This is a genomic window from Azospirillum oleiclasticum (assembly GCF_013423485.1).
GTDB classification, from domain to species: domain Bacteria; phylum Pseudomonadota; class Alphaproteobacteria; order Azospirillales; family Azospirillaceae; genus Azospirillum; species Azospirillum oleiclasticum.
Window position 1 is genome coordinate 200,612 of record NZ_JABFFR010000027.1, and the last position, 23,198, is coordinate 223,809.

The window sequence follows — 23,198 nt, forward strand, 5'->3', positions numbered from 1 at the left end:
GCGTTCCAACACGAAGCGGGGGAGGAGACCATGCGCCGTACACTGACCGGCATGATCGTGGGCGCCGCACTGGCGCTGGGTGCGCTGCCGGCCTGCGCGGAGACCGTGCTGCGATTCAACAACATCCTGCCGGCGACCCACGGCCAGGTGGTCGATGTGTTCAAGCCCTGGGCGGAGGCTGTCGCCAAGGCGACGGAGGGCCGCGTCACGGTGTCGATTTTGCCGACCAGCCTCGCCGCACCGCCGCGGATGTTCGATCTGGTGGAAAGCGGCGGGGCCGACATCGCCTGGGGGGTGCCGTCCTACAACACGGGCCGCTTCACCCTCACCAAAGCCATCGACCTGCCGTTCCTCGGCGACAGCGCGGAGGCCCTGTCGGTCGCTTACTGGACAGTCCATCAGGACATGTTCGCGGCCGCGGACGAGTTCAAAGGCGTCAAGGTGCTGACGGTCTATGCCACCGGTCCCGGCACCATCTACACCCGCGATGCCCCGCCGGAGACGCTGGACGGCTTCAAGGGCAAGAAATTCCGCACCGGCGGTCGCACCGTGCAGGAGGTTGCCCGGCTGCTGGGTGCCGCCGCCGTGACGTCCCCGTCGGGGGAGGTGCACGAGATGATCTCGCGCAACATCGTCGATGGTGCCTTCTTCACGAACGAGGCGTACGCGTCCTACAAGCTGAACGGGGTGGTGAAGGGCCAGTTCGTGATCCCCAAGGGCGCCTACAACGCCGCGGTCTACATCATCATGAACCAGAAGGCATGGGATGGCCTGTCCAGGCGGGACCAGGACGCCATCATGGCCGTGTCGGGCGAAGCGTTGGCCCGGATGGGTGGCAAGGCTTGGGACAAGGCCGACGCCAGCGCGGTCGCGCTGATGGAGAAGCAGGGGGTCCGGCGCGTCGTCGCCGGCGGCGCGATGCTGGACGAGATCCGCAAGCGGCTCGCGCCGCTCGACGACGCCTGGATCGAGGAAGCCAAGCAGAAGGGCGTCGATGGCCGCAAGGCGCTCGACCGCCTTCGCGAATTGGCCGGCGGGAAGTAGTTCCGTCGCCTCTCCACTGCCAGCCTGATGACGGAGCCTTCGATGGCATCACCCGCCCGCGCGGACCGGCCTCTGGCGGTCCGTGTCGTGGACCGTCTCTTCCAGACGGTCTGCGCCACCAGCATCCTCGCGATCACTGTCGTCATGTGTTGGGACGTGACATCCCGCTACCTGCTGTCGAAGCCGCTGCCCTGGAGCCAGGAGGTCATCCAGGTACTGATGGCGGTCCTGTTCTTCGCCGGCCTGCCGCTGGCCACCCTGCGGCGCGAGCATATCGTGGTGGACATACTCTCGGAACGGCTGACCGGCACCGCCGCCCGCGTCGCGGGCACGGTTTCCGGCCTGGTCCTCGGCGCCTATCTGCTGGTGCTGGGCTGGTACAGCACCGGGTTCGCCGCAAAGCTGATGGGCTATGGGGACAGCACGCCATGGCTGGGCCTTCCCTGGCACCCGGTGGCCTGGGGGGCGGCGATCGCCTTCGCCGCGGCGGCTGTCGCGTCGCTCGCCTGGATCCTGGCCGGCTTGCGGAGGGTGGCGCGATGATCACGGCCGTCCTCTCCTTCGCCGCGGTCTTCATCCTGCTGGGCATCGGCGTACCGCTCGCCGCGGCGCTGGGTGGCGTCGGCTTCGTGGGTCTCACCCTGATCATCGGGTTGGGGGCTGCCGGGTCGATGGTCGCCCAGACCGCCTTCGATACCGCCAACAGCTACACGCTGTCGGTGCTGCCGCTGTTTCTGTTCATGGCGAACCTGATCGCCCGTGCCGGCATCGCATCGGCCCTCTACGACGCCTCCAACGCCTTGCTCGGCCGGGTGCGCGGCGGGTTGGCGATGGCGACCATCATGGGCTGTGCCGGATTCGGCACCGTTTGCGGGTCGAGCCTCGCCACCGCGGCGACCATGGGTTCGGTCGCACTGCCGGAAATGAAGCGTTATGGCTACGACGACGGTCTCGCCACCGCCTCGATCGCCGCCGGCGGTACGCTGGGAATCCTGATCCCGCCCAGCATCATCCTGGTCATCTACGGCATGATGACGGAGCAGAGCATCGGCGACCTGTTCCTTGCCGGCATCCTGCCGGGCCTGTTGGGCGCCGTCCTCTACATCGTCGCGATCGCCGTGACGGTGCGGCTGCGGCCGGCCTTGGCGCCGCGCACGGATCCGGCGGGCCTGCCTTCGCGCCGTGCCGCCCTTCTCGGCGTCTGGCCGGTGGCGGTGCTGTTCACGGTGGTGATCGGCGGGCTCTATCTCGGCGTCTTCAGCGCCACGGAGGCGGCGGGGATCGGTGCCGCCGGTGCGCTGCTGATCGGCGTGGCACGGCGCAGCCTGTCTCCGGCCGCCATCTTCGCCGCGGCGCTGGATGCGGCGGTGATGACCGCGACCCTGCTGTTCGTGCTGATCGGCGCCCTGTTGTTCTCCAACGTCGTGGTGTTCTCGGGCTTCTCGGCGCAGCTCGCTCAATTCATCCAGTCGCTGGATGTGGCGCCGATCCTGGTCATCGTGGCGATCGTCATGATCTACCTGGTCCTGGGCTGCATCTTCGACAGCCTTGCCATGATGCTGCTGACGGTGCCGCTGTTCGCCCCGATCGTCGCGGGTTTCGGCTACGACCTCGTCTGGTTCGGGATCGTCGTGGTGGTGTCGATCGAGTTCGGCATGATCTCCCCGCCGATCGGCATGAATCTCTTCATCATCCGATCGCTCAACCCCACGGTCGCGCTTGGCACCATCTACCGGGGAATCGTGCCATTCCTGGTGGCGGACGTGGTCAGGCTGATGCTGCTGATCCTGGTGCCGGCGATCGCGCTGATCGTGCCTTTGACCATGCGCGTGGGATGAACCGGCATCGGGTGGCCGAAACACCCTCGAAGCCGGCTGGGCGCATTCGCCGTTCGGCCGTATCGAAGGCGTCGATCTGGAGGCGCAGATCGTCGCTGTGACGCGGAAGGTGCTGCGGAATGCCGGGGTCGCCGGCACCGATGTGGACGGTATCTGGCTCGGCAAGCTGAACGGCGGATTCGTGCCGGATGCTTTCTGCTCGTCGCCGGTGCTGCAGGCGGATGACGACGTGCGCTGGAAGCCGGCGACGCGGGTGGAAAACGCCTGCGCGTCCGGAGCCGCCGCGCTGTCGTATGGCACAACTGTCCTGTCAGCCGCTCAGCCGGCCGGCATGGATCGCGATCACGCCGCGCCCTGCCGAAGGAACTCCGCGACAATTTGCTCGCCGAAGGCGCATTTCTTCAACGTCTTCGACCGACGCCGGGTCGGGCTTTCCGGGGCGCTGGAAGGGGGGCGGATGTCCGGCTTCGATCGGCAATCGAGCGATGCGGCGATGGAGGCGCTTTCCCGTATGGCGGGCGATCCCCACGGCAACTGGTGGCGTGACCTGCTGTCCCTGTGGGCGCCGGGCGGGCACGATGGCGAGCTGCGGCTGGCCATCCGCGATGGCTGCCTGACCTCTGCTCCTGCGGCCAGTCGGTGGCGCGCGTGGCCTTCAGCCAGAACGGCGAGCCGGCGCCGAGCGTTCACGCCAAACACGCCACCGGCAATCCCATTGGTCCGCAGAGTTATACCGGCGAACGGATGAACTGACTCGGCTTCGGTTGGGGATTCCCTCTGCTGCCGGATCGTGATTCGATGCCCCAAGCCGAATGGTGTTTGGGGGGGAGCCGATGTCTGGAGGGCTGACGGTCTCACGGTTTTGACGGCGGCGGAGTTGCGGGTATGGGCACGGCGCTGCGGGAACGGGCGGGCTGCGGCGCGGGCGTACGCGATCGCCCACGCGCTGGAAGGGATGAGCCGGGCGGAGGCGGCACGGCTGGCGGGAATGGAGCGCCAGGCGCTGCGGGATGCGGTAATGCGTTACAACACCGAAGGCACGGACGGGCTGTTCGACCGGCCGAAGGGGCATCGGGCGGAGGTGTTGAGCGAGGGTGAGCAGGCCGCCCTGGCCGCGGTCATCTACGCCGGCCCCGATCCTGCGGTGGACGGGGTCTGCACCTGGACGCGCGAAGCGTTGGCGCTGTGGATCTCGCGGCGCTTCGGCAAGGCGCTGCACCCCCACAGCCTGAGCCGTATCCTGCGTCGGATGGGACTGTCGCGGCAGAAGGCACGCCCGGTCCTCCCGCGCACCGACGCCAAAGCGCAGGAGCGCTTCGAAAAAAGGGGCTCCGCGCGGCGCTGGATGCCGCAGCGGCGGCCCATGCCGGCAAGCGGGTGACACTCTGGTTCCAAGACGAGGCGAGGGTTGGGCAGAAGGGGCGCCTGTGTCACCGCTGGTGGACGAAAGGCCAGCGCCCGCCCGGCCGGTGCGACCAGCGCTACGAGTGGGCCTCTATCGACGCGGCGGTGCGACCGGACACCGGCGATGCCTTCGCTTTGGTCATGCCGACCGTCTCCACCCGCATCATGGCCCTGTTCCTGGAGCGCTTCGCCGCCACTTTGGCGCCGGACGAGCACACCGACCTGGTGCTCGACGGCGCCGGTTGGCACGCCACCGCAAGGCTGCGCGTGCCCGAAAACGTCACCCTCGTCACCTTGCCACCCTACAGCCCGCAACTGAACCCGGTGGAGCGCGTCTGGTTGTTCCTGCGCGAGCGCTTCCTGTCGCTGCAAGTCTTCGCCGATGCCGACGCCTGCTGCCATGCCTGGAACACTCTCGTCGCCGAACCGGGCCGCATCCGAAGCCTGTGCTCGCAGCCTTGGCTCCAATGGGTCACTTCATAGATTCGGCGGTATCAGGCCCGGCTCCCGCCGGGCGCCTCCAAGCGCCTGAGCTTCCCCAAGGCTTCCGACCCCGCGGCGCTACCGCCCCGCCCTGAGCGCCACATCCCGACCTCAATCACCAGCATGCGCGTCGCAATCGCCCGCACCCTGGCACAAACCCTCCAGAGATGCTGCCACCACAACCGCAGCTGATGACACAGTAGCAACAGGGGCTTGCCACGCCACCACCTCGGCCATTGACAGAATATGAAATATGAATCAGAATTCATATTTATTGAGGGCGGTCAATCGGCCTCTGTGGCCCAGGTAAGGTATGGAGATGTCATCCGAAGCACAGGTGCTGGCAATCGGTTCCGCCGCCGCCGGGATGGTGGCCGCCGTGGAAGCTGCCGAACTTGGCGCCAACACGCTGTTGCTCGGGAGCGAAGCGATCGTCGGGGGCAGCACCGCGCTGACCGGAGGCCATGTGAGGCTGTGCGAGACGGAATCGCAGCCGGGGTCGCGGCAGGAACTTCTCGAGGCCTTGTTGCAGTCGCATGCCGAAGACTGTCAGGAAGACCTCTCCCGCCTCTATGCCGAGACGGCGCCTGTGCCTTATCGGCGTCTGAAGGCGCTGGGCTGCAGGGAGGTTTCCGCGCCCACGCTCGATGCGCTCCTTGCCATTCTGCAGTGGGAATGCGGCGTTGATGCCGGACCGGCGGCCACGACGGTCGACCTCCACAACCGCGATGTGAGGGTAGGGGGCGACAGGCCTTCCGATCGCCGGACGATGGTCGGAGACGAGGGCGTGCCGCTGGCGATCGACGCATCGATGCGGGTCATCAATGCCTGTGGCGAGCCGACCGACCGGCTGTTCGCTGCGGGTGAGGTGACCGATGGTTCCCACGGAGCCGGCTGTATCGTCGGCCGAAACACCACGGCCAAGGCTCAGCCATGAATTATGAACGCCCACTCATTTTTTCATTGATCTTGTCGTCCGATCAATATACATTCTGTTCAACAAATTAAAAGTTGGAATGGGTGATCGTATCCCTTTCCGGGACCGAGAGAGGAACCGTGCAGAAATCAGATCAAGACGTGACGATTCCGCACTACTGGCGCTCCATTGACTGGGAGGAGTTGGTCCGTAATTTTCCACCTCCGCCCGATTATGCCCGCACCACGGGAAGATGGTCGGCCGAGCAGTTGCGCGATCACCAGAACCGTCTTTTTCTTGAGCGTATGGCCGATGGCTGGAGGACTCCTTTCTACCAGAAGCTCTGGGGTGCCGAAGGCATCGAACCTGGTGATATCCGCAGCCTCGACGACATTGCGAAGCTGCCCTCCTTCACGAGCGACGATCTCAAGCAGGCGTCCGCCGAATGCCCGCCATATGGCAGCCATGTGCCGTTCGGCAGCGAGAGGCTGGGGACCATGCCGCTCAAGGTGCAGACCAGCGGCGGCACCACTGGTCTGCCTCGCATCACGTTGTTCGACCCGATCGCGTGGGAAATCCAGGGCATCCAGACCGCCCGGGCGATGTTCGCCCAAGGTGCGCGTCCGGGAGACGTCGTCCAGGTCCTGTTCACAACCTCGCTCGCCAATGCCGGATGGTGTGCGCATCATGGCATCCACGCTTGGCTGGGCGGGGTATCGGTGACCACCGGTTCGGGCGTGGTGACGCCCAGCGAGCGTCAGCTCGAATTCGCCAAAGCGCTGGGGACGAACGGCTGGTTCGGCACCGCCGAGTATTTCGGGAGACTGGCCGAGGTCGCCGAGACGATCGGTTTCGACCTGCGGTCACTGCCGACCAAGTTCCTCTTCGGCCTGCTCGGCGTCGACACCGAGGGGACCGTGCGCAGCCGCCTGCAGGAGGCATGGGGTGCGCCATTCTACGACACCTGGGGATCCCACGAGATCGGCATGGTCGCCTTCGAATGCGATCGCCAGGACGGCAAGCACATTTCGGAGGACACCTGCTATCTCGAAATCGTCGATGCCGATGACGGGACCCCCGTGCCCTATGGTACGGAAGGCAATGTGGTAGCCACCAACCTTGCGCGCAGCGTTCCGCTGTTCATCCGGTACAACATGCGCGACCGGATGCGGATGAGTGACCGCAGTGAATGCGCATGCGGTCTGTGCACACGGAAGCTGTCGCTGTTCCTTGGCCGCAGCGACGAGATGGTCAAGCTGCGCGGGACCAGCGTCTATCCGATGGCCTGCCTCTCGGCGGTCAGCCGCGAGCCGCGCGCGACCAACGACTATGTCTGCGTCGTGTATTACGACGGCAGCGGGTTGGGACGCCGCGACGAGATGGTGATCCGGATAGAACGGAAGAGTCCGGACATCGATGCTGCGGCGCTCGCCGCCGACATGGAGGCCGCGTTCCGCAAGGACCTGGGTGTCAAGGTCGGCGTGCAGGTCTTCGAGGCTGGCGAGCTTACGCAATTCACGAAGGTAGGCGCCGAAGGCAAGGCGCGCAGGCTGATCGATCTCCGAAAGTCCGGAGGACGGCCATAGGAGCCGGAGGACGGCCATAGGAGCCGAAGAACGGCCGCAAGAGCCAATTGGGAGGAAATCTTGAAAAATCTGCTTCTCGGAACAGTCGGGATGGTCGGGACGCTTTTGTCGGGTTGTCTCGGCCTTGCACCTGCGATGGCGGCCGAGGCGACCGGCGAGCCGGTCGTCATCGGCGTCCTGGAGGATCGCTCCAGCTCGGGTGCCTTTTATTCGCAGGAATCGTCGAAGGCCCTGAAAGCCTTCGTCGCGGCGGTCAACCGGGGGGAGTTGCTTTACGCGGCCGAACAGTTCGGCGGCAGGCCGGGCATCATGGGCCGCCCGATCAAGCTCCTGTTCGAGGACGACCAGAGCAACCCGAACCTCTCCGCTGCGAAGGCGCGCCGGCTGGTCGAGCAGGGTGCGCGGATGCTGATCTTCATCTCCGGCTCGGCCGCGACGATCCAGGGCAAGGTCGTCTGCACCGAAGAGAAGATCTTTTGCATCGCCCCGACCAACGTCAACGACAAGATCGTTCAACCGCCGAACAACCAGTTCATCTTCACGGTGGCACCTCCGGCCGAACTCCAGGCGGAAACGCTGGTCAACGGCTTGAAGCGGGCCGGATACGGCAAAATCGGTTTCTTCAGTGAATCCACCGCGACATCCAAGCCGCTGCTCGACAGCTACGTCAAGAGGTTGACCGAGGACGGCTTCAAGGCGGCGTCGGTCGAGATCATGGAAGCGGGAGCCCGTGACGCCTCTCCCCAGCTTCTCCGTATCGCCGAAGCCAAGCCCGACGTTCTGCTCGACGTTACCGCCCATGCGCCGTCAACGGTGACGCTTTACCGGTCCTACAACCGGCTCAATCTTGAATTGCCCCGCTGGGCTACGAGCAGCGTCACCGCTCAGCCGCAAATCTGGGCGCAGGCAGGCGACAGCATTGATGGGCTGATCGTGGTCGACATGATCGATCCGACCAAACCCAGTTTGGTTGCCGTCCGCGATCTGTATCTCGCGGCCGTCGGAAAGGACCAGCCGTTCGTCTGGCTGCACGCCGCGGTCTGGGACGGCCTGATGATGACGAAACTGGCGGTCGAGAAGGCAAATTCCGTCGACGGTGCCGCAATGGTGGCAGCGATGGAGCAGATTGCCGACTTTCCGATGGCCCATGGTCAGCAGGGTTACACGGTTTCCTACAAAGGCAAACACAGCGGCGCCGGTTCAAAATCGACCAACATCGTCGTTTTCAAGGGCGGCAAGCCGGCCAAACTCTGGGAAACCTATCAGCCCTGAGGCAATCGCCTGGCTTCCGAGGCGCGGATGCGGGGACACATTTTGTCCCCGCATTCAAGACTCCGCGCAAAAACAGTGAGGCTCAGCCATGGAACTCCCGATTCTCATATCCGGTCTCGATGCCGGCGCGTTCTTCGCGCTCGTCGCTCTGGCCTATTACGTCTTTTTCCGATCGACCGGGCTGATCAATTTCGCGGTGGGCAGCTACGCGATGTTCAGCGGAATGACAGTGGCGTACCTCGTCAAGGAAGTCGGCGTCACGGCATGGGTCGCCGTGCCGGCCGCCATCGCGTCAGCCGTCGTTATCTCTGTGCTCGCCGACTATCTTATCATTCGGCCGATACTTCGACGGACGACGGAGGAATTTGCGCCGGTGATGGCGTTTGTGGCCGTGATGTTTGTCATCGAGCAGGTGGCCGGAATTCTCTTCGGGCATCGAGGGGTGACCGGCGATTATTATCTGTACGGTGTTTTCCGCATCAGCAATTTTTCATTGGACCACCAGAGCGTGTTCGCGTTTGCCGCTACCATTGCGGTGTTCGCCGGCGTCTGGTTCTGGCTCCGCTATGGCCGCTACGGCAGGATGCTGCGCGCCGCCGGCGACAATGAGCATGGCGCCCGCGCGTTGGGCTTGCCGCTCCCCATGATCCGCCTGGCGGCATTGTCGACCGGGGGTTTCCTGTGCGGCGTAGCCGGCATCCTGGTGGCCCCTGCCGTGGCTCTCGACATTGAAAGCCATTTGAGGTTCGCGACCGCCGGCTTCATCGCTTTTGTGCTCGGCGGTTCGAAGAGCGCCTGGGCCTGCCTCGCCGGTGGTCTCCTGTTGGGTCTCATCGAAGCGATCTCGGCGCGGTACCTCGGCGGCGCCTATCGGGACTATGTGCTTCTGCTGCTGGTCCTCACCGTCCTCACCTTGCGGCCACAGGGGCTGTTTCATCTTTCGGTCAGGAGCTAGCAACGATGTTGAAGCGTGGACTCCCGATCACTTGGGTAATCGCCCCGGCGAAGCCCGGATTCCCGATTACCTGGGAAATCGCCCTGACGGTGCTCGCGGCCAGCCTGTTCGTACTCTTCGGCATTCGCAGCGGACACACCATCGACATGGCCTTCCTGGCCCTGTGCTATGGCTTTCTGGCGCTCGGCATGTATGTGCCCTTCAATCTCTGCGGAAGCCTGTCGCTGGGTTACAATGCCTATTTCGCGGTCGGCGCCTATTCGGTGGCGATCCTGTCGAACACGGCGCCAGTGTGGATCTTGTTCAGCCTGCCGTTGGCGCTGGTTGTTTCCGCAGTGCTGGCTGGGATACTCGGATACCTCACGCGCAAGCTCTCGGGATTCCATCTCGCGCTGGCCACGCTGATGTTCGGGATCGCGACTCAGCGCTGGCTCGTCAACACGACCGATGTGACCGGAGGGGCCGCGGGATTGGGTGGCTTCGGCGCACCCGACATCTTCGGGATCGGAACGGGCCGGGAGCAGCTGCTGGTCGTTGCGACGGTTGTCATCTGGTTCATCGCTTTCGGTATTTCCCGCATTCGCGGCAGCGCGGTCGGCATTGCCTGGCGGGTCCAGCGGGAATCCTCGATCGCTGCCGAGGCCAGCGGCGTGCCCACGGTGCGGATGCGTCTGTTCGCCCTGATGATCGGTGCCGCAATCGCATCGATCGGCGGCATCGTGCTCGCCTTGGCGAACGGTTTCGTCGTGCCGGAATCCTTCCCGGTCTCGGTGGTGTTCCTCGTCCTGTTCATGCCGCTGCTGGGGGGGACGGGATCGCCATGGGGGGCGCTCATCGGTGCGGGGATCGTGGTGTTCCTCACCGTCGGCTTCACCGGCTTCGGCCTGCCCGGCGCCCTGACCTTCGCGCTGTTCACTCTGGCGGTCCTCATCATCGCCCCGAAGGGCATCCTGGGGATTGCCGGACAGCTGTTCGAACGCCTCCGTCTCTCGAAGGATGCCCGTCCATGAGCCCGCTCTTCACGGCCAGCGGAGTCAAGAAATCCTACGGCGGGCTGACGGTTCTGCGCGGCGTCGACCTCCATGTCGAGCCAGGGGAGATCCTCGGACTTGTCGGCGCGAATGGCGCGGGAAAGTCGACCTTCGTCGACATCATCACCGGAATCACGCCAGCCAACGAGGGGGAGATCCTGCTGGGCGGCACCAGGCTCGCAGGCTCTCCGTCGCAGCGCGCGAAGCTTGGCCTCGCCCGGACGTTCCAGCATCCGCAGCTGGCTTTCGAGATGTCGCTTCGCGAAAACATCGCCGTCGGCCGCAGCACCGGCCTGCTGTCGAACTGGACCAGGACCGTCACGGCGGCCGGACAGGGGCTCCTCGGCGGCTGCCGGGTGAATGTCCCGGCCATTGAAAAGATCGCGTCCGAGCTCGGTCTCAAGAATATCGACCGCCTGGCGCAAAAGGTTTCCTTCGGCGAGTTGCGGCTGGTGGAGGTCGCGCGCGCGCTGATGCAGTCTCCGCGCCTGCTGGTCCTGGACGAGCCGTTTTCGGGCGTCGGCGATTCCGGCACGTCGGGCATCATCTTCGCCATCAAGCGCGTCCGTGATTCCGGGTGTGCCGTCCTTCTGATCGACCACAACATCGACCTGCTGGTCGATACGGTCGACCGCATGGCGCTGCTGTCGCAAGGCCGCATCACCGTCGAGGGAAGCGTCGCCGAGTGCATGGGCAATGCCGAATTCCGCAGCACATACATTGGCGTGGGCTGAGCAATGACGACACTTTCGGTCTCTTCCCTTTCCGTGCGCTATGGCAGCGTCGTCGCCGTCTCCGACGCGAGCATCGCGTGCCCGGCCGGTTCGGTGACCGCGCTCGTCGGGCCGAACGGCGCCGGAAAAAGCAGCCTGTTCCTGGGCACGATCGGCGCCATCAAGGCGGTGGGCGGCGTCATAGAACTCGACGGCGAGGATGTATCCGCGCTCGACGCCAATGCACGGACGCGCAGGGGGCTGGTCCTGGTTCCGCAGGGCAGGCAGGTGTTCAGCCATCTGACGGTCCGCGAGAATCTGTGCGTCGTCGCCGACAGCATGCGCCTGCCGCAAGACCGGGTGGAGGAGGCGCTGGACCGTTTTCCGATCCTGCGCAGCCGGCAGAACCTCCCCGGCGGCGTCCTCAGCGGCGGCGAGCAGCAGATGCTTGCGTTGGCGCGCGCGATCATGGGACGGCCCAAGGTGCTGTTGCTCGACGAACCTCTGCTGGGGCTTGCGCCGCAGGTGATCGAGGCGGTTCTCCAGACCCTTCACGAACTTGCCGGCGCCGGCATGGCGGTGGTCGTGGCCGAGCCGTCGATCCGTTTGATCCGCAGCCAGATCACCCGCGGCTATGTGGTCCTGCGGGGGCGGGTGGTGGGCACCGCCGGCAGTGGCGACGAGCTGGCCGAGGAATATTCACGCCGCATGGGCATGTGATCACCCACACCACAGCAGCGAGCCGAACCTTCGATCCACCGATCCACCACACCCGCCGTGGCGGGGCTGGCGGGGGCTGGGCGAAGGATCGCACCGGGCTGCTCCATTACCTGACAAGATCCTATGGAGAGAATGATGAAGGACGCAGTCGTCGTATCAACCGCCCGGACGCCGATCGGGCGTGCCTACAAGGGCGCTTTCAACAACACGCATGGCGCGACATTGGGAGGCCATGTGGTGGCGGAAGCCGTGCAGCGTGCGGGGCTCGAGGGGGGGCAGGTCGAGGATGTCCTCATCGGATGCGCCATGCCCGAAGGCGCCACCGGATCCAACATCGCGCGTCAGATCGCGCTTCGCGCCGGCCTGCCGGTGAGCGTTCCCGGTGTGACGGTCAACCGCTTCTGCTCGTCGGGACTTCAAACGATCGCGATGGCGGCCGAGCGCATCCGCTCCGGCGGCGCCGATATCCTCGTCGCCGGTGGCGTGGAGTCGGTGTCACTGGTGCAGAATTCACACGCCAACCAGCACCGCCTGCAGGAAGAGTGGATCGTCGCGAACAAGCCGGAGCTCTACTGGTCGATGCTGCAGACCGCCGAGACGGTCGGTGAGCGGTACGGCGTCAGCCGGCTTGCGCAGGATGAATATTCGGTCGAGAGTCAGCGCCGCACGGCCGAAGCCCAACTGGCCGGCCGCTTCGATGCCGAGATCGTCCCGCTCACGACGGAAAAGCTGCTGTATGACAAGGAAGGAAATCTGACCGGCAGCGAAACCGTGACGCTTTCACGGGATGAAGGAAATCGTCCCGGAACGTCGTTGGAGAATCTCGCCAAGCTGAAGCCGGTGCTGCCGGAGGGCCGGCATGTGACCGCCGGGAATGCCAGCCAGTTCTCGGACGGCGCCTCGGCCTGCGTGGTCATGAGCGCATCGGAGGCCTCCCGGCGTGGCCTTCTGCCGCTCGGCCTGTTCCGTGGGATGTCCGTGGTCGGCTGCGAGCCCGACGAGATGGGGATCGGCCCGGTTCCGGCGGTGCGGGCGTTGTTGAAAGCGCAAGGGCTCAAGATCGACGACATCGGCCTGTGGGAATTGAACGAGGCGTTTGCGGTTCAGACCGTCTACTGCCGGGACGCGCTCGGCATCCCGCATGAGCGGCTCAACGTGGACGGCGGCGCAATTTCGGTGGGGCATCCCTATGGCATGAGCGGCGCCCGGCTGGCTGGCCATGCCTTGATCGAAGGTCGCCGCCGCAACGTCCGCTATGCCGTCGTCACCATGTGCATCGGCGGTGGGCAGGGTGCTGCCGCACTGTTCGAAATAACATGACCGGCCCTGCCACCCGGACCCTGTCGACGCGCTCGGGCCTGAAACTGAGCGCAACGGCTTGGAATGGCGACAGGGGCGGGATCATCCTGGCGCATGGCGGCGGGCAAACCCGCCATGCCTGGCGCCGTACGGGCATGAGGCTCGCCCGCCAGGGATATTCCGTTCTGGCCTACGATTTGCGCGGCCATGGAGAGAGTGACTGGGATGCGAACGGCGACTACTCGCTCTCGCGTTTCCGTGATGATCTCTGCGACGTGGCTTCGGTGTTCGATCGGCCGCCCATCGTGGTTGGAGCATCGCTCGGCGGGATATCCGCCATGCTGGCGGCAGGAGAAGCCGCCGCCGCGTTCGCCGCGGTGATTCTGGTGGACGTTGCGCCGCGCATCGAACGGGTCGGATCCGACAGAATTCTCGGGTTCATGCGCAGGCACATTCATCGGGGGTTCGATTCCGTTGCCGAAGCCGCAAGCGCTGTATCGGACTACGTGCCGAACCGACCCAAGCCGGTGAGCCATGCCGGGCTGGAAAAGTACCTGCGGAGTTCCGCCGACGGCCGGCTGCGCTGGCACTGGGATCCGCAGGTCCTGACCGAGCCCGATTCCATCGCCACAGTGCCGCTCGAACACGAAAGGCTGGCGGATGCGGCGAGGCGTATGACGATGCCGGTCATGCTCGTACGGGGCGGCCATAGCCACGTGGTCAGTCTCGACTCCGTCGCGGAATTCCTGACCCTTGTACCGCACGCAAGATACGAGACGCTGGCCGACGCCCATCACATGATCGTCGGTGATGAGAACGACTCTTTCACAGCGTCGCTTCTGGATTTCATCGGCTCGAATACCACGGCATGACATCGGGTTGGACTGGAGGGTGGCACGTTCTGCGCAAACACAATGGCGGTGTGAACGGCGAATCGTGGTTCAATTTGTTGACTCTTCCGCCGCCGGACGCGTAAAAAAGCCGGGGATTTTTCGCCTCCCCGGGCGGATCATCGGGCGTCTGACAGAGGTGAAGCGTTGCCGCGGGAAAAAAGACAGAAAAAGCTCAATCGTGCCGAAAAGGCTGATGAGAATAGGAAGGCCCTGTTCAAGGCGGCGGCTCACGTCGTTGGCAATTATGGCTATGCGAAGGCGAGCATCGGGCGGATCACGCAGGAGGCCAACCTCGCTCAAGGCACTTTCTATCTCTATTTCGAGTCCCGACAGGACCTGTTCGACCAGCTTCTCCCCGCGATAACCGATGAAATGATGGAGCACATCAAAAGTCGGCTGCACGGAGCGGCTGATTTTTTCGAGCTCGAGGAGCGCGGGGCAACCGCCTTCTTCGAGTTCATGACACAGGATAAGTGCTTTTTCCGGATTCTCTACGAGACGGACCTGGTGTCGCCGAAAGCGGCCCACTATCACTACAGTCTCGCCGCGCAGAAATATTCCGAGGTGCTGCGCCGGGCGCGGGCCGAGAAGCAGCTGCGCCCCCTTGAGGACTATGAAGAGGAAGTGCTCACCTACATGATGATTGCGGCACGAGCTTACCTCTATCAGCACATCATCGCGGCAAATCAGACCGATGGTGACGTGGTGAAGCGTGTCGTCAAGGCCTATATCAACATCCTGCGCAATGGAGTGGGGCCGCGTGTCGACGCCGGTGAACCGGGCAAGCGGATCAATGCCGGTCAGGGTGCTTCCTGACCCGCCGCTTCGCAATGCTTTGCCATCACCAAGGGCCTCCAGCTGTCCGCTGGATTTGTAAGACGCGCGTCGACGGGTGAGAGCGCGGTCCGACCCAATCCCGCGACCGGCCCGATGCGTTCATGCAAGACGACGACGCTGGCGATGCCGGCAAGGGCGCACCTTTCGACCGATCACAGTCTGACTCGTTAGCCTCGGCTCGCCAATCGCCCCGTTTTCCGGCGTCAAAAAATGAATAATGGCTCATATTTCATTTTTTGTTTGACAGACAGTTTGCCGTCTGTATAACCTGAAGTTGGTTCTATGGCAGGTAATGAAGAACTCGTTCTGACGACTTGGCAGCGGCGCTTCCAGGTGTTTGTCGGACAGCCATGAATTCCAACCAAACAATCGATCGCTGCGGGGTGGGTTTCGTGGCGACCGGACTGGTCGAATACGCGATTCACCATTCGGATGAGCAGGCATCACGGGCGCCGCCTGTTCCGATTGTTTCAAACATCAGGAGAGGACGCGAGGCATGGCATTCTTGTTTGAGCCGCTTGCGTTGCGCGGCCTGGCCCTCAACAACCGCATCATGATCTCGCCCATGTGCCAATACCAGGCAAGGGAAGGGATCATCTCAGGGCCATGGCACCGGACCCACGTCGGAATGATGGTGTTGAGCGGCGCCGGGTTGGCGGTCATGGAAGCGACGGCGGTCGAGGCGGCGGGACGCATCAGTCTGGGATGCATCGGCCTTTACAACGACCAGCAGGAGGCTGCCCTCGCCGGGCTCGTCGCCGATGTCAGGCGCTTCAGCAGCACGCCGCTGGGAATACAGCTTGGCCATGCCGGCAGGAAGGCATCCGCCTATCCCATACTCGACAATCGGGATGGGATGTTTCCGGCGGACCGGTCGAAGGGCGGCGGTCCCCTGCCGGTGGAGGCCGGGGCGTGGGCTCCCTATGGGCCGTCCCCGGTTCCGTTCGACACGCATTGGCAGACGCCGGACATGCTGGACGAAGAGGGAATGGGCCGCATCAAGCAGGCCTTCGCCGCCTCGACCTTGCGTGCGGATCGCTGCGGCTTCGACATGATCGAGATCCATGGCGCGCACGGTTATCTCCTGCACAGTTTTCTAAGCCGCGTCTCGAACAAGCGGGATGACGCCTATGGCGGCAGCCTGCAGAACCGGATGCGCTTTCCCCTCGAAGTGGTGGCGGCGGTGCGGGGGGCTCTCCCCGGAAACAAGCCGCTGGGCGTGCGGATCAACGGGTCGGACTGGTCTCCGGATGGAAATTCGATAGAGGACGCCGTCGCGTTCGCCGCGGAACTGAAGGGGATCGGCGTTGACTATGTCACCGTTTCCGGCGGCGGTGCCGCACCCAACGCAATCTATCCGCGGCAGGATCCCGGATACATGGTCCACCTCGCCGAAGCGGTGAAACGTGGAACGGGCATAACGACGGTGGCCGTCGGGACGATCACGTCGCCGGTGCAAGCCGACGAGATCATCCGGTCCGGCAAGGCCGACCTGGTGGCCATAGGGCGTGCGTTCATCGACCACCCGAAATGGGGCTGGCATGCCGCAAGAGAGCTCGGCGTGGATTGGCTGCCGACAGGTCTGCAAGCGCGTGTGGACCCGAAATACTGGCCGCTGAAGGCCATCGCGTAGAAAATCCTCGAACCTCGAAAATCAGGAAAGTCAAGATGATTACGAAGATCTATGGAGTGAACGTCGCCGTGGCCGATCTGGAAGCGGCGACCAGGAAATATGAAGCCTTCTTCAACGTCAAAGCCCGCCCGATCGGGGAGAAATTCTTCGCTGTTCCCGGGTTGGATGGCAATGAAATCAAGGTGGGTGATTTTTGCATCAACCTGATCGCGTCGAAGGAAGAGGGAACCTCGATTGCCAAGTTTGTCGAAAAGAAAGGGGAGGGACTGTTCCTGCTGTCGGTCGAGGTGGACAATTACGGCGAAGATGCCGCCGAGATGAAAGGCAAGGGGGTAAAATTCCTCATGGAAGAACCCATCGACGCAGCGATGGGTCTTGTGAACTTCGTCCACCCGAAATCGATGGCGGGCGTGCAGATTGAAGTGTTCCAGCCGAGCCGGGAGATGCTGGAACGATAAGTGAAGGGATTATCTCGTCACTCTCCCAGGCAAGACTGCCTCACATCATTGTCAGAAAATTCCCTTGGCCTTTGAGCGCCAAGCCGAAAGGTCGTTGCCTCATGTCATCGCGCAGCTTCGAGCACATCACCGGGGCGAAGTCGGTCTTGGAGGCTCCTGCCTCTCCTCTCCTGCGAGGAGGGGCAGGCCCGGAGACGATGCTTCGTCTCTTCGAGACAATGGTGCGTATCCGACGCTTCGAGGAAACGGCGGCCGACCTTTTCCTGTCGGGCAAGGTCAAGGGAACCGCGCACAGTTACGCCGGCCAGGAGGCGATCGCTGCCGGAGCCTCGCTCAATCTTGCGGCCGGAGATTATATCGGCAGCTATCACCGCGGTCATGGCCATTGCATTGCCAAGGGGGCGAGCACCGACCGCATGATGGCGGAGCTTCTGGGCCGCTCGACCGGTTATTGCGGCGGTCTTGGCGGGTCGATGCATGTGGCTGACCTCAGTCTGAACATCCTGGGTGCGAACGGCATCGTCGGGGCGACGATGCCGATCGGAACCGGCGCCGCCCTTGCCTCGAAACTTCGGGGAACGGATGCCGTGGTGGTTGCCTATTTCGGCGACGGGGCGGCCAACCAGGGTGTGTTCCACGAATCACTGAACCTCGCGGCCGTCTGGCGGCTGCCGATGATCTTCATCTGTGAAAACAATCACTATGCCCTCAACACGGCATTTTCCGAGACGACATCGGTCGACCGGATCGCCAGGCGGGCATCGAGCTACGGGTTGTCGGGGACGACGATCGACGGAAACGATGCGGTCGCGGTGTACGAGGCCGTCGGCGAAGCGGTCGAGCTTGCGAGAAACGGTGGTGGTCCGAGCCTGATCGAGGCGATGACATGGCGGTGGGGGCCCCACAGCATGCGCGACAATCTGCGCGAACCGCGGAGCGTCGAGGCCAGGAAATCGTGGGAAGAGCGGGATCCCATCGTACTGATGGAACGCCGTCTGACCGCCGAAGGCGAAGTCTGGCGTGATCGCGCGCAGGAAATCCGCGCCGCCGTCGAGGCCGAGATAACGGCGGCCGTCGCATTCGGCATGGCAAGTCCGGAACCCGAACCGGACATCCTGGCCGCCGCCGTTTATGCGCCCCATCTCTCCCACGCGGAGCCGACCGGGCGGGGAACGCGGGAGCTTACCTACACGCAGGCGCTGAACGAGGCGCTGGCGCAGGAGATGGACCGTGATCCTTCGGTCTTCCTCATGGGCGAGGACATCGCGGAAACCGGGGGAATCTTCCAGGTCACGAAGGGGCTTGTCGAACGCTTCGGCCGCGATCGGGTGCGTGATACGCCGATATCGGAAGCCGGCTTCTGCGGTACCGGCGTCGGCGCGGCCATAGCCGGGATGCGGCCGGTCGTCGAGGTTCAGATTTTCGATTTCGTCACGCAGATGATGGACATGATCGTCAATCAGGCTGCCAAGTACCGTTTCATGAACGGCGGAGTGCCGCAGGTACCGCTTGTCGTTCGCGGTCCGCAAGGAGGGGGCATCAGGCTCGCCGCCCAGCACAGCCAATCCCTCGAAGCCTGGTTTGCCCACGTCCCAGGCCTGGTCGTGGTCGCCCCTTCGACCCCCTTCGACGCCAAGGGGCTGCTGATTTCAGCCATTCGGGACAACAATCCGGTCATCTTTCTCGAGCATAAAAGGCTGTATGTGGACGGGCAAACCGCGCCGGTGCCAAAGGAAGCCTATGCCATCCCCATCGGCAGAGGCGACATCAAGCGGCGAGGGTCCGACGTCACGATCCTGGCGACACAGATGATGGTCAGCCGCGCCTTGGCGGCTGCGGTGCAGCTGGAACGCGACGGCATCAGCGCCGAGATCATCGACCCGAGAACATTGAAGCCTCTCGACGAGGAGATGATTCTTTCGTCGGTGCGGAAAACCAATCACCTGGTGGTTGTCCACGAGGGATGCACGGGCTGGGGATTTGGGGCGGAGGTGGCCGCCCTGGTCATGGAGAAGGCATTCGATTGGCTGGATGCCCCGGTTGCCCGCGTCGGCGCCCCGGATGTTCCCATTCCATTCAACCACAAGCTTGAGGCCTCGGTAATTCCGTCGACCGACCGGATCGTTGAGGCTGCACGCGCAGTGTTGAGATAGTCTGATGCCGATCAACATCGCTATGCCGGCGGTTTCGCCTTCCATGGAGGAGGGAACGCTGGCCAAATGGCTGGTCAAGGAAGGTGACCGCGTCGCCTCCGGCGATGTGATCGCCGAGATCGAGACCGACAAGACCACGGTGGAGATCGAGGCGACCGAAGCGGGTACGCTTGCCAAAATCCTGATCGAGGCGGGCACCGGAGGCGTCAAGGTCGATACTCCGATCGCGATCCTCCACGGCGACCGCGAGGATATCGGGGCTGCCGCTCCGGCGAAGGCGGGTGACGGCCGGCTTGACAAGCCGCGTGACCTGCCGGCCCCGGCCGATGCCAAGCCTGAGCCGCGGCCGTCGGCGACGCCGCGATCGAATGGTCGGCGCGTGCGGACCTCGCCATTGGCGCGGCGGGTGGCGAAGGATGCGGGAGTCGACATTGCGACGATCGAGGGCTCTGGGCCCTATGGCCGCATACTCAGACGGGACGTCGACGCGGCATTGGCCGTCGGCGCGCTGAAAAGGGCCGATGAGGGGAGGGCGGAGCCTGCGGCCAAACCGGCTGCGATGCCGGTCCGAACGTCGGCGGTGCCGGAGGACCGGATCCTCGGCCTGTTCGAGGAAGGCAGCTATGAGCTCAAGCCGCATGACAACCTGCGCAAGACCATTGCCCGGCGGCTGGTGGCGGCGAAGTCCTCGATCCCACATGTCTATCTGACGGCCGATTGCGAGCTCGACGCGCTGCTGGCACTGCGCCGGCAGCTCAATGCGGCCTCCCCGATGCGCGGGAGCGCTGCCGGCGAGGTGCCGAGCTACAAGCTGTCGGTCAACGATATGGTCATCAAGGCGATGGGGCTGGCCCTGGTGGCGGTTCCCGGTGCCAACGTTTCCTGGACCGACGCCGATATGGTCATGCACAGGCATGCCGACGTGGCCGTCGCCGTCGCCATCGACGGCGGGCTGGTGACCCCGATCATCCGCAAAGTCGAGCAGAAATCGCTGTCGGCGATTTCCAACGAGATGAAGGACCTGGCCGCACGCGCCCGCGACCGAAAGCTGAAGCCCGAGGAGTATCAGGGCGGTACGACCGCCGTCTCCAATCTCGGCATGTTCGGTACCAGGAGTTTTTCCGCTGTCATCAACCCGCCGCACGCCACGATCCTGGCGGTCGGCGCCGGCGAACAGCGCCCGATCATGAAAGACGGAGCGGTCCAGGGTGCGACCGTCATGTCGGTGACTCTGTCGATCGACCATCGAGCAATCGACGGCGCTCTCGGCGCCAAGCTGCTTGCGGCTTTCAAAAGTTGCATCGAAAACCCTTTGAGCATGCTGGTATGAAGAACACGTTCAGGAGACCATTTGGAAGCGGGGTTTTCGCAGGCGCCCTTCCTCTTTCACCGTCATCCCCGGCTTGACCGAGGATCCAGGAAACCCAGTCAAATCGCTGTAAAGACTGAATTTCCGCATCTTACTGTTAATAAAAGACATTTTCATTTTATCAGAATTCGTGTTCTGGTGGCGAATATTACGAAATCTGCTCCAAAATAATCTCGTGCAGGGAGGCGATCCTCATGTCGATAAAACAGCGGATATTGGGTGGGTTCGCCTTGATGCTCGGGATTGCCTTGATGATGGCCGGCAACGGCTGGCGCGGCCTGCAGATCTTCGCGGGAAGCGTGGACATCGCGACATCCGCGCAGACGCTGTCCGATGAAATTCACGCCTTCTCCCTGGAGGTGTCCCAGGCGGTTTCATCCCGGGCCGAGGTCGACTTCACCAGTGCGCAAAAGCGGCTTGCGGAGATAAGGAACCTGCGTGATGCCCTGCATCGGCGGTTCGAGGCCGGATATCAGGACGACGACGATCTTGAGGCGCTCGCCGCCTTCGTGACCGATGTCGACGCCCGGATCATCGCCTATGTGGACCAGAACAGGCGCCGCGTAGCGCTGGTCGCCGAGCATCGGCGGATCGCCGAACGTTTCCAGGAAGTTTCGGGCGCGGTGGTGGCGGCGCAGGATACCCGCCTTGCCGCCGCGATCGCGCTTGCCACGTCCGCCCGTGCCAGCCAGAAGGAGAACGGCAAGGCCATGGACACGGCCACCACCCTGACCGAGCAGATTCTCCGCCTGCAGCGCATGCAGACCACGAACATCCCGCCGGCGATGTTGGCCCGCCAACTCGGCATCGTCAAGGTGACCATGAGCGATGTGGCCGAGGCGCTGCCGCCGGGCGAACGCCCTGAAGACGGCGGCCGGTCGCTGATCGATGCCTACGGCCGGGCGCTCGAGGCCACGGGCGGCGGCGCGGGGCCGGACCGGTTCGTCGGGCCGTCCGAGCGGTTGTTGGAGCGGTCCACCGCCATGCAGGCGGCTCTGCGCGACCGGCAGGTTTCCTTTGAAACGGAATTCACGAATGCGCAGGACACGTTGCAATGGGCCATCGATCTTCGCAAGACCGCGGCGGCGGTGCTTTCTCTGACCCATCAGGCTCGGGCAGCGCAGTTGATGCTGCTGAGCGATCCGTCGGACGCGACGCTTGCCGAGGCCGAACTGGTGGCCGGGAAGGTCCAAGCGGCGGCCCGGGAGCTGTCCTACGGCATCAATGAAGAAGAGACGCGCGCCACCGTCAAGGATCTCAGCGAACGCATGAAATCCTATCGCGGGGAGTTGCACGAGCTTGCCGGGACGCTCGACGAGGAGCGGGCGATGGCCCGTGCCTTGCTCGCCGAGGCGGCAGCCGCGGTGGAGACTGCTGCACGCATCGGGGATGGGCAACTCCGGCTGATGGCGACGGAGCGCGCCCGCGTGACCATGACCCTGGCCGTCGGGGCGATCGCGGCGCTCGTGCTCGGCTGCCTGCTTGCCCTGCTGATCGGGCGGGGGATCACGGTGCCCCTGGCGCGTATCGTCGCCGTGATGCAGCGCCTCGCCCAGGGCGACACCGGCATCGAGGTGCCGGGCCGCGACCGTCGCGACGAGTTGCGCGCCGTCGCCGAAACCGTGGCGGTGTTCCGTGACAATGCGATCGCGATGGGCCGTATGGCGGAGGAGCGCGAGGCGCTCAAGCGGCAATCCGAGGATGAGAAGCACCAGGCGGTGGCAGCACTGGCCCACCGCCTCGAAAACACGGTCGGCAACGTGGTGTTGTCGGTGAGCACCGCCGCCGGCGCCATGCGCGACGTTGCAACGGGACTGACCGCCACCGCTGAACACAACCGCCATGAAGCGCTGGAGGCGCGCGCTGGTGCCTCCGACGCGCTTACGAACGTCCAGGTGGTCGGTGCCGCGGCGCAGCAGCTGGCCTCCTCCGCGGCGGAAATCGGCCTCCAGGTCGAGCGCTTCGTCGAAACGGCCGCCCAGGCCAACCGGGAGGCGGAACGCGCCAACGACCGCTTTGCCAGTCTTTCACGCGCCGGCGAGCGGATTGCGGATATCATTCATCTCATCAGGAGCGTTGCCGCCCAGACCAACCTTCTGGCGCTCAACGCGACGATCGAAGCGGCGAGGGCGGGTGAGGCCGGACGCGGCTTCTCGGTCGTGGCGAGCGAAGTCAAGCAGCTTGCCAGCGAAACCGCTCACGCCACCGACGAGATCACTGCCCAGATCGCCGCGATCCAGGAGGTGACGCGAGAAGCGTCTCAAGCCATCGCCAGCGTCATCCGCGTGATCGAGCGCGTGAACGAGGGCACCGGCACCATCGCGACCGCGATCGAGGAGCAGGAGGTGGTGACCAGATCGATCGCCGACAGCCTTCGCACCGTCACCGTGCGGACGACGGACGTCTCCTCCAATGTGACGCGGGTGAGCGAGGGGGCGGAGAAGACGCAGGTGGCGGCAAACACCGTCCTGTCGGCGGCCACCGGATTGGCGCGGGACGCGGACACCCTGAAGCGGCAAGTCGACGATTTCCTCGGCCACCTGCGCGCCGGATGAACCGCCCCGGGATTCCCGGCAACTGTATTCAGGCTGCTT

General features: G+C 64.3%; 21 protein-coding genes. All 21 read left to right on the plus strand.

Annotated elements, in window-relative coordinates; genetic code table 11:
* Positions 1 to 30: 30 nt before the first annotated feature.
* The 21 genes from HL658_RS25105 to HL658_RS25205 all read left to right on the plus strand — a co-directional run bounded on the left by HL658_RS25105 (position 31) and on the right by HL658_RS25205 (position 23,159).
* A complete protein-coding gene (locus tag HL658_RS25105) occupies positions 31 to 1,044 on the plus strand; it encodes a TRAP transporter substrate-binding protein (RefSeq protein ID WP_180283869.1) in 1,014 nt (337 codons plus the stop codon).
* A gap of 42 nt (positions 1,045 to 1,086) precedes the next feature.
* A complete protein-coding gene (locus tag HL658_RS25110) occupies positions 1,087 to 1,587 on the plus strand; it encodes a TRAP transporter small permease (protein WP_180283870.1) in 501 nt (166 codons plus the stop codon).
* Positions 1,584 to 2,882 (plus strand): TRAP transporter large permease, encoded by a 1,299-nt coding sequence (locus HL658_RS25115; RefSeq protein WP_180283871.1) that lies wholly within the window; start codon positions 1,584 to 1,586, stop codon positions 2,880 to 2,882. Before HL658_RS25110 ends, HL658_RS25115 begins: the two co-directional genes overlap by 4 nt.
* A gap of 97 nt (positions 2,883 to 2,979) precedes the next feature.
* Positions 2,980 to 3,630, plus strand: a complete 651-nt coding sequence (locus HL658_RS25120) for a hypothetical protein (protein WP_180283872.1) — start codon at positions 2,980 to 2,982, stop codon at positions 3,628 to 3,630.
* A 129-nt stretch (positions 3,631 to 3,759) separates the two neighbouring features.
* A complete protein-coding gene (locus tag HL658_RS25125) occupies positions 3,760 to 4,263 on the plus strand; it encodes a winged helix-turn-helix domain-containing protein (RefSeq protein ID WP_180283873.1) in 504 nt (167 codons plus the stop codon).
* Positions 4,260 to 4,769, plus strand: coding sequence for an IS630 family transposase (locus HL658_RS25130; protein WP_180283874.1), 510 nt, complete (start codon positions 4,260 to 4,262; stop codon positions 4,767 to 4,769). The genes HL658_RS25125 and HL658_RS25130 overlap by 4 nt, the downstream gene beginning before the upstream one ends.
* A 319-nt stretch (positions 4,770 to 5,088) precedes the next feature.
* Positions 5,089 to 5,706: an FAD-dependent oxidoreductase gene (locus tag HL658_RS25135; protein ID WP_180283891.1), complete on the plus strand. Its 618-nt coding sequence runs from the start codon at positions 5,089 to 5,091 to the stop codon at positions 5,704 to 5,706.
* Positions 5,707 to 5,825: 119 nt separating this feature from the next.
* The gene (locus HL658_RS38095; protein ID WP_180283892.1) at positions 5,826 to 7,271 is read left to right on the plus strand and encodes a phenylacetate--CoA ligase family protein; all 1,446 of its coding nucleotides are present in this window, start codon (positions 5,826 to 5,828) and stop codon (positions 7,269 to 7,271) included.
* 60 nt (positions 7,272 to 7,331) lie between these two features.
* A complete protein-coding gene (locus tag HL658_RS25145) occupies positions 7,332 to 8,543 on the plus strand; it encodes an ABC transporter substrate-binding protein (RefSeq protein ID WP_180283893.1) in 1,212 nt (403 codons plus the stop codon).
* 88 nt (positions 8,544 to 8,631) lie between these two features.
* The gene (locus HL658_RS25150) at positions 8,632 to 9,498 is read left to right on the plus strand and encodes a branched-chain amino acid ABC transporter permease (RefSeq protein ID WP_180283894.1); all 867 of its coding nucleotides are present in this window, start codon (positions 8,632 to 8,634) and stop codon (positions 9,496 to 9,498) included.
* A 5-nt stretch (positions 9,499 to 9,503) separates the two neighbouring features.
* Positions 9,504 to 10,508, plus strand: coding sequence for a branched-chain amino acid ABC transporter permease (locus HL658_RS25155; protein ID WP_180283895.1), 1,005 nt, complete (start codon positions 9,504 to 9,506; stop codon positions 10,506 to 10,508).
* Positions 10,505 to 11,263, plus strand: coding sequence for an ABC transporter ATP-binding protein (locus HL658_RS25160; protein ID WP_180283896.1), 759 nt, complete (start codon positions 10,505 to 10,507; stop codon positions 11,261 to 11,263). Before HL658_RS25155 ends, HL658_RS25160 begins: the two co-directional genes overlap by 4 nt.
* Positions 11,264 to 11,266: 3 nt before the next feature.
* Complete coding sequence (locus HL658_RS25165; protein ID WP_180283897.1) at positions 11,267 to 11,962, plus strand: ABC transporter ATP-binding protein; 696 nt, start codon at positions 11,267 to 11,269, stop codon at positions 11,960 to 11,962.
* A 135-nt stretch (positions 11,963 to 12,097) separates the two neighbouring features.
* Positions 12,098 to 13,282, plus strand: coding sequence for an acetyl-CoA C-acyltransferase (locus tag HL658_RS25170; RefSeq protein ID WP_180283898.1), 1,185 nt, complete (start codon positions 12,098 to 12,100; stop codon positions 13,280 to 13,282).
* Positions 13,279 to 14,133: an alpha/beta hydrolase gene (locus HL658_RS25175; RefSeq protein WP_180283899.1), complete on the plus strand. Its 855-nt coding sequence runs from the start codon at positions 13,279 to 13,281 to the stop codon at positions 14,131 to 14,133. Before HL658_RS25170 ends, HL658_RS25175 begins: the two co-directional genes overlap by 4 nt.
* 165 nt (positions 14,134 to 14,298) lie before the next feature.
* On the plus strand, positions 14,299 to 14,970 hold the full coding sequence (locus HL658_RS25180) for a TetR/AcrR family transcriptional regulator (protein ID WP_180283900.1): 672 nt from the start codon (positions 14,299 to 14,301) through the stop codon (positions 14,968 to 14,970).
* 517 nt (positions 14,971 to 15,487) lie between these two features.
* A complete protein-coding gene (locus HL658_RS25185; protein ID WP_180283901.1) occupies positions 15,488 to 16,624 on the plus strand; it encodes an NADH:flavin oxidoreductase/NADH oxidase in 1,137 nt (378 codons plus the stop codon).
* Between the two features lie 35 nt (positions 16,625 to 16,659).
* A complete protein-coding gene (locus HL658_RS25190) occupies positions 16,660 to 17,082 on the plus strand; it encodes a VOC family protein (protein ID WP_180283902.1) in 423 nt (140 codons plus the stop codon).
* A gap of 197 nt (positions 17,083 to 17,279) precedes the next feature.
* Positions 17,280 to 19,235, plus strand: coding sequence for an alpha-ketoacid dehydrogenase subunit alpha/beta (locus tag HL658_RS25195; protein ID WP_211109842.1), 1,956 nt, complete (start codon positions 17,280 to 17,282; stop codon positions 19,233 to 19,235).
* A gap of 4 nt (positions 19,236 to 19,239) precedes the next feature.
* On the plus strand, positions 19,240 to 20,565 hold the full coding sequence (locus tag HL658_RS25200) for a pyruvate dehydrogenase complex dihydrolipoamide acetyltransferase (protein WP_180283903.1): 1,326 nt from the start codon (positions 19,240 to 19,242) through the stop codon (positions 20,563 to 20,565).
* A gap of 233 nt (positions 20,566 to 20,798) precedes the next feature.
* On the plus strand, positions 20,799 to 23,159 hold the full coding sequence (locus HL658_RS25205; protein WP_180283904.1) for a methyl-accepting chemotaxis protein: 2,361 nt from the start codon (positions 20,799 to 20,801) through the stop codon (positions 23,157 to 23,159).
* Positions 23,160 to 23,198 lie beyond the last annotated feature (39 nt).